Here is a 6,332-nt window from a genome sequence, read left to right as displayed (position 1 = left end):
CGTCGGCGCCGCCTTCAAGAGCTTCGCCCTGCAGCAGGGCGAGACGGTATGGGAGGCGGTCGAGCGTCTGGCCCGGTTCCGGGGTCTGCTGGCCATCTCCACGGCGACCGGCGGCGTCGCCTTCATCACGCCTGGTCAGCGCAGGGCCGCCTTCACCCTGAGACAGGGCGAAACCCTGTTGTCGGCCTCGGCCTCTGACGACGGTCGCGACCGGTTCAGCAAGTATGTGGTCAAGGGCCAGAGCGCCGGTGATGACGACGTCAACGGCGCCTCGGCCGCCGGGCCGAAGGCCGAGGCGCAAGACGCCGGCGTCGGCCGCTATCGTCCTCTGCTGGTGGTCGGCGAGGAACAGGCGACGCTGGCGTCCCTGCGCGACAGGGCGGGGTGGGAAGCCAGCACCCGCGCCGCCGCCGGGACGCCGGTTGATCTGACGGTGCAGGGCTGGCGCGATCCGGCCGGCGAGATCTGGCAGGCTAACCAGCTGGTCCCCGTCGTCGCGCCGTGGCTGGGTCTCGACGGCGAAGTCCTGATCGCCGACGTCACCTTCAACCTGACCCCGGACAACGGCAGCACGACGGTGCTGAGCTGCGCGCCCCCGGACGCCTATCGTCCGGAACCGAGCGAGGCCAAGTCGTGAACCGCGCCCTGTTCGAACGCCTGTCGGCCCCCATGCGCAACCGAATCCAGATGATGGTCAGCCGGGCCGTGCTGCAGCTGGTGGACGACGCGGGCGGCATCCAGGCCATGCAGTTCAGCGGCCTGTCCGATGAACTGATCGAGGGCGCTGAGCGGTTCCAGGACTACGGCTTCACCAGCGTTCCCTTGCCCGGCGCAGAGGCCGCCCTGGTGTTTCCCGGCGGTCTTCGGTCGCACGGCCTGGTCGTGGCTGTCGGTGATCGCCGCTATCGCCTGAAGGGCCTGAAGGACGGCGAGGTCGCGGTCTATGACGATCAGGGGCAGCAACTGCTGCTGGGCCGTGACGGCATTCGTCTGGTGTCGTCCCTCAAGGTCGAGATTGAAGCCCCCGAGGTGGCGATTACCGCCGCCGAAAAGGCCACCATCACGGCGCCGAGCATTGTGCTGGACGGCGAGGTCGATCTGGGCGGCGAAGGCGGCAAGCCCATCGGTCGCCACGGCGACGCCGTCGTCGCCGACAAGGTGGTGGCCAGCACGACCAAGGTGCGCGCCGCATGACCGATCTGGCCCTGTTCTGGAATGACGAGACCTTCTCGGCCGACGTGTCGGTCAAGGGCGGCGACCTGGCCACGGACACTGGTCTGCGCAGCGCCATTCTGGTCTCCCTGTTCACTGATCGCCGCGCCCGGCCTGACGACAAGCTGCCCTATGAGGGGGCGGAGCGTCGGGGTTGGTGGGGTGATGTCGCCGCCGAAGAGGCCGATGATCTGATCGGTTCGCGCCTGTGGCTGCTGGAGCGTGAGAAGCAGACGCCGCAGGTGGTGGCCCGCGCCCGCGAATACGCCCTGGAAGCTCTGGCCTGGCTGTTGCGCGACGGCGTCGCCGCCGCCCTGGACGTGACGGCGGAAGTCGTGGCGCCGGGGGTTCTGGGCCTTGCCGTCTTTGTTACCCGTCCCGGCGGTCCCGCCCGCCAGCGCTTCGATTTCGTTTGGAGAGGTCTGACCCCGTCATGAGTTTCGCGAGGCCAACGCTCAAGGAGCTGATCCATCGCGGTCAGGACGATCTGAACGCCCGCCTTCCGGGCGCCGACAGCCGTTTGCGTCGTTCGGTGCTGGGCACCATCGTCACCGTGGTCATGGGGGCGATCTATGGCCTCTACGGCTACCTGGACTATCTGGCTCGCCAGATACTGCCCGACACGGCCGAGGCCGAGCATCTGGAACGCTGGGCCGGCATCTTTGGTCTGACCCGCAAGGCGGCGACCCTGTCAGCCGGCCAGGCGCTGGCGACCGGCGTCAACGGCGCCGTCATTCCGGCCGGGGCTGTGCTGCAGCGCGCGGACGGCGTCACCTATATGGTTCAGGAGGCGAAGGTCGTCGCCGGCGGCGAGGCCTTGCTCGCCGTCGCCGCCCAGTCCTCTGGCGCCAAGAGCCAGGCCTCGGCCGGGATCAAACTGACCTTCGTTTCACCGATCGCAGGCGTTGCGGCGACGGCTGTGGTTCCGGGAGCCGGCGTCACCGGCGGTGCGGATCAGGAATCGGACACGCTTCTGCGGTCGCGTCTGCTCACCCGCATGGCGGCGGCGCCTGCAGGTGGGGCTATCCACGACTATAAGAACTGGGCGCTGGAAGTGCCGGAGGTCACACGCGTCTGGCCCTTCAAGAACTGGCTGGGCGCCGGGACGGTCGGCGTCGCTTTCGTCATGGACGGCCGCGCCGATCTGATCCCGACCCCGGCGGACGTGGCGGCGGTGCAGGTCCATCTGGACGCCGTCGCCCCGGTGACCGCCGACGTCATTCCTTTCGCGCCGACGCCGAACCCGCTGAACCTGACGATCAGCGGCCTGACGCCGAACGACGCGGCGGTGAAGGCGGCGATCGAGGCCGAGGTGGAAGACCTTCTGTTTCGCGAAGCCCAGCCGGGCGGCGTCATCCTGCTGAGCCATCTGCGTGAGGCCATCTCAACGGCCGCCGGCGAACGCGACCACGTCCTGACGTCGCCGACCGCCAATGTCGTGGCCGGTCCTGGTCAGCTGACCGTTCTGGGCGGGATTGCGTACGACTGATGGCGGGCGTCGCGGACTATCTCGATCAGCTGAAGGCCTTGCTGCCCCAGGGCGTGGCCTGGACGCGGGAGGCCGACTCGACCTTGTCGGCCGTTCTGGAAGGCGTCGCGGCCGAGCTGGCCCGCGCCGATGAGCGCGGCCGCGACCTCATGGTCCAGACCGACCCTCGCGTCGTCACGGAAATGCTGGCGGACTGGGAACAGGCCTGGGGGCTTCCGGACGGCTGCGTCTCGGCCGAGCCGACAGAGGCCGGCCGCCGCCTAGCCCTGCACCAACGGGTCGCCAGCCTCGGCGGTCAGTCAGCCTCCTACTATGTCGGGCTGGCGGCCATGCTGGGCTACGACGTGGACGTCGAAACCTTCCGGCCCACCCGCCTGCCTTTCACCATCGCCGCCCCGATCATGGGCCGCCCCTGGGCATTCGCCTGGAAGCTGGCGGTCTATGGCCCGATCGGCGATGTGCCGGTCTATGCCTCGGCCGATCTGGCGTGTGTCATCGGCCGCTTGAAGCCGGGTCACACCGTCGTCAGCTTCGACTACTCGCCTGACCCCGAGCCGACCTTCTACTTTGATTTTCTGAACCCGCCGGAGGCCTAAGCCATGCATCGCGTCGATACTGAGGGCCACGACAACGGCCAGTGGCGAGATGGAAACCCACAAGTCGGTCAGGCGGGCACCATCATGTCAGCCGATTGGCTGAACGATATGCAGGAGAACCTGTGCGAGGTCGTCGAGGGCACCGGTATAGAGCTGGTAAAGGGCAACCCTCACCAGCTGAAGCTGGCCATCGCCGCAATGATCGCCGCAGCTGCGCAGGCCGCCCGGACGCCCGTAGGCACTGTGATCCGCGTGGACGGTCCCAATGCCCCGGCGGGCTATCTGAAGCTCGATGGCGGCCAGTACACTCGCGCGGATTATCCCGATCTGGTCGCCTTCTATCAGGCCCAGGGTCGGCTGATCGCTGGTGGCAATGGCGCCCAGTTCAAGGTTCCCGATTACATGGGTCGCTTCGATCGAGCTTGGTCAATTTCCGCCGCCGTCGATCCTGGGGGGCCGCGCGCGCCGGGTAGTCTGCAGGCCGACGAACTCAGGGCCCACGCACACATTGTTTACGCAGGCGTCGGTCAGGGCAGCACCGACATTCCCGCCGTCGATGCTGACGGTAACAACGCGAACCGGGAAAACCCTTCATCCACGGTCGGCGGGGCTGAAACTCGCCCCGTCAATGTCGCCTTCCTGTGGTGCATCAAGACCTGATCCCGCCCGCTATCAGGCACCGCTTAGGCGGGCATGATTGGCCTCTTAGAGACCCCTCAGCCCCCGTTCAACGACCCGCTCTAGGGGCTGAAAAGTGCTCCAAACACTCTTGTCCCGAACTCCGACGGCTTTTGTCGCGCTTCAGCCAGGCCCTTCTGGACCGGGCGCAAGTCACGTCAGAAACGGTCGTAGATCGCATTTTGTTCTCATCGTGCAAATGAGAACATCTTGTGAACCAGAACAAACCATGCACATAGTCCGTCTCACAGAGGGAGCGGGTCCTGGCGGGTCTCTCCCAAAGCCCAGAATGGAATCATGGCAAGGGAGAGAAAACCAATGGCACAGGCGGCATTGAAGCTCGTGGGTAAAGAAGACGGCGAAAAGCAACGCGCTCTGGAGGCGGCGATCGCGCAGATCGATCGCGCCTTCGGCAAGGGCTCGGTGATGAAGCTCGGCAAGGGCGGCTTGGTGAATGAGATCGAGAGCGTCTCGACCGGCTCGCTGGGACTGGACATGGCGCTGGGCATCGGCGGCCTGCCGGTCGGGCGGGTGATCGAGGTGTTTGGCCCGGAATCCTCGGGCAAGACGACCCTGGCCCTGCACACCGTGGCCGAGGTCCAGAAGAAGGGCGGCGTAGCCGCCTTCGTCGACGCCGAACATGCGCTCGACCCGGTCTATGCCCAGAAGCTGGGCGTGAACCTGGACGATCTGCTGGTGTCGCAGCCCGACACGGGTGAACAGGCGCTGGAGATCGTCGACACCCTGGTGCGCTCGGGCGCCGTGGACATCGTGGTGGTCGACTCGGTCGCCGCCCTGACCCCGCGTGCTGAAATCGAGGGCGAGATGGGCGACAGCCTGCCCGGCCTGCAGGCCCGTCTGATGTCTCAGGCCCTGCGCAAGCTGACGGCCTCGATCTCCAAGTCGAAGTGCATCGTCCTCTTCATCAACCAGATCCGTCACAAGATCGGCGTCATGTACGGCTCGCCGGAAACGACGACGGGCGGCAATGCGCTGAAATTCTACGCCTCGGTCCGCCTCGACATCCGCCGCACCGGCGCGATCAAGAACCGCGACGAGGTCGTCGGCAACACCACCCGCGTCAAGGTGGTCAAGAACAAGGTCGCCCCGCCGTTCCGCGAGGTCATCTTCGACATCATGTACGGCGAAGGCATCTCCAAGATCGGCGAGATCATCGACCTGGGGGTCAAGGCCAATGTGATCGAGAAGGCGGGGTCGTGGTTCTCCTACGACTCCACCCGCATCGGCCAGGGCCGCGAGAACGCCAAGGAATTCTTGAAGAACAACCCGGACATGGCCCTCGCCATCGAGAAGGCCGTGCGCCAGTCCACGTCCAAGATCGCCGACGACATGCTGGGCGCGCCCGAGCCTGATGAAGGTCAAGATCTGGAGGGCTGATCCCCCTCCGACACAGCTTCCGTCCGTCGTCCCCGCGACCCGCCTACCGACCCCGCGGGGTCGGTCGGACGGAGCCGGCCCGCCCGAGACCCTCGGGCGGGCCTCTTTTTTGGCGGCGTTCATGTCGCGTCATGGTGAAGCCTCCCCCTCCCCGCTCATCCCGGCGGACGCCGGGATCCAGTGCTTTGGCTTCGAGGCCCGCGCTCAAAGGATGGCTCCAGGATTGGCGCTCTCACTGGGTCCCGGCGTCCGCCGGGATGAGCGGGCGATGGAACCTCCGCCGCTTTTTTCCCCTAGCAGGCTGTTCTGCCCGCGCCCCGCCGGGCAAACATCAGCGCCGAAGAACCGGAGCCCGCCATGACCCTCGCCACCGCCGCCCTGTGCGACGCCCATCCCGACAAGGTGAAGGTCTGCCACATCCCGTTCCGCAGCTTCGGCCAGGTCACGACCTTCCACGGCCCGATCCGCACCCTGAGCGTGCTGGACGACAACGCCCTGGTCCGTCAGGCGCTGGAGCGGCCCGGCCACGGCGCAGTGCTGGTGGTCAACGGCGGCGGGTCGCTGAAGCGCGCCCTGGTCGGCGACAATCTGGCCAAGCTGGCCATCGACAACGGCTGGTCCGGAATCGTCGTCCACGGCGCGATCCGAGACAGCGGCGTCATCAACAGCATGGGGATCGGCATCAAGGCCGTCGGAACCATCCCCCTACGGGCCGACCGCGACGCCATCGGCGAGATCGACATCCCCACCGCCTTCGGCGGCGTCATCTTCACCCCCGGCGACTGGCTCTACGCCGACGCGGACGGGGTCATCGTCGCGCCGCACCGCCTGCACGATTAGAGCCCGCCGGGCGGCAAAAGCGCGCCCCGGCGCACGCGATCACGCGCCAGTGATGCGCTCGGCGCAAAATCCCTATATGACGCCCGTTCCGATATTCTCCCCGCGCGCCCGAATTCCTT

At 66.9% G+C, this 6,332-nt stretch carries 8 protein-coding genes; all 8 read left to right on the top strand.

The genetic code is table 11. From position 1 onward, the window contains the following. Window positions 1-637: phage baseplate assembly protein (locus tag ACREEF_RS11500; protein WP_431565717.1), on the top strand; the 637-nt coding region annotated here is incomplete at its 5' end. Beyond that, complete coding sequence (locus ACREEF_RS11495; protein WP_431565716.1) at window positions 634-1,194, top strand: phage baseplate assembly protein V; 561 nt, start codon at window positions 634-636, stop codon at window positions 1,192-1,194. The genes ACREEF_RS11500 and ACREEF_RS11495, both read left to right, overlap by 4 nt. Further along, on the top strand, window positions 1,191-1,649 hold the full coding sequence (locus ACREEF_RS11490) for a phage GP46 family protein (protein ID WP_431565715.1): 459 nt from the start codon (window positions 1,191-1,193) through the stop codon (window positions 1,647-1,649). Before ACREEF_RS11495 ends, ACREEF_RS11490 begins: the two co-directional genes overlap by 4 nt. Then, entirely contained in the window at window positions 1,646-2,701 is a 1,056-nt protein-coding gene (locus ACREEF_RS11485) for a baseplate J/gp47 family protein (RefSeq protein ID WP_431565714.1), read from the top strand. The genes ACREEF_RS11490 and ACREEF_RS11485 overlap by 4 nt, the downstream gene beginning before the upstream one ends. After that, the gene (locus ACREEF_RS11480; protein WP_431565713.1) at window positions 2,701-3,297 is read left to right on the top strand and encodes a YmfQ family protein; all 597 of its coding nucleotides are present in this window, start codon (window positions 2,701-2,703) and stop codon (window positions 3,295-3,297) included. Before ACREEF_RS11485 ends, ACREEF_RS11480 begins: the two co-directional genes overlap by 1 nt. 3 nt (window positions 3,298-3,300) lie before the next feature. Further along, window positions 3,301-3,957 carry a phage tail protein gene (locus ACREEF_RS11475; RefSeq protein ID WP_431565712.1) on the top strand — a complete coding sequence of 219 codons (657 nt, stop codon included), beginning with the start codon at window positions 3,301-3,303 and terminating at the stop codon, window positions 3,955-3,957. 336 nt (window positions 3,958-4,293) lie between these two features. Beyond that, window positions 4,294-5,373 (top strand): recombinase RecA, encoded by a 1,080-nt coding sequence (gene recA, locus ACREEF_RS11470; RefSeq protein WP_431565711.1) that lies wholly within the window; start codon window positions 4,294-4,296, stop codon window positions 5,371-5,373. 357 nt (window positions 5,374-5,730) lie between these two features. Beyond that, window positions 5,731-6,213 carry a ribonuclease E activity regulator RraA gene (rraA, locus tag ACREEF_RS11465; protein WP_431565710.1) on the top strand — a complete coding sequence of 161 codons (483 nt, stop codon included), beginning with the start codon at window positions 5,731-5,733 and terminating at the stop codon, window positions 6,211-6,213. Window positions 6,214-6,332 lie beyond the last annotated feature (119 nt).

The sequence above is a fragment of the Brevundimonas sp. genome (assembly GCF_050729455.1).
Taxonomy (GTDB): domain Bacteria; phylum Pseudomonadota; class Alphaproteobacteria; order Caulobacterales; family Caulobacteraceae; genus Brevundimonas.
This window is presented reverse-complemented; position numbering and strand designations above follow the sequence as displayed.

Bases quoted from the DNA above. Each gene is read 5' to 3' on its own strand.
- ACREEF_RS11490 (WP_431565715.1), top strand. From the start codon at position 1,191: ATGACCGATCTGGCCCTGTTCTGGAATGACGAGACCTTCTCGGCCGAC.
- ACREEF_RS11485 (WP_431565714.1), top strand. From the start codon at position 1,646: ATGAGTTTCGCGAGGCCAACGCTCAAGGAGCTGATCCATCGCGGTCAG.
- ACREEF_RS11480 (WP_431565713.1), top strand. From the start codon at position 2,701: ATGGCGGGCGTCGCGGACTATCTCGATCAGCTGAAGGCCTTGCTGCCC.
- ACREEF_RS11475 (WP_431565712.1), top strand. From the start codon at position 3,301: ATGCATCGCGTCGATACTGAGGGCCACGACAACGGCCAGTGGCGAGAT.
- recA (WP_431565711.1), top strand. From the start codon at position 4,294: ATGGCACAGGCGGCATTGAAGCTCGTGGGTAAAGAAGACGGCGAAAAG.
- rraA (WP_431565710.1), top strand. From the start codon at position 5,731: ATGACCCTCGCCACCGCCGCCCTGTGCGACGCCCATCCCGACAAGGTG.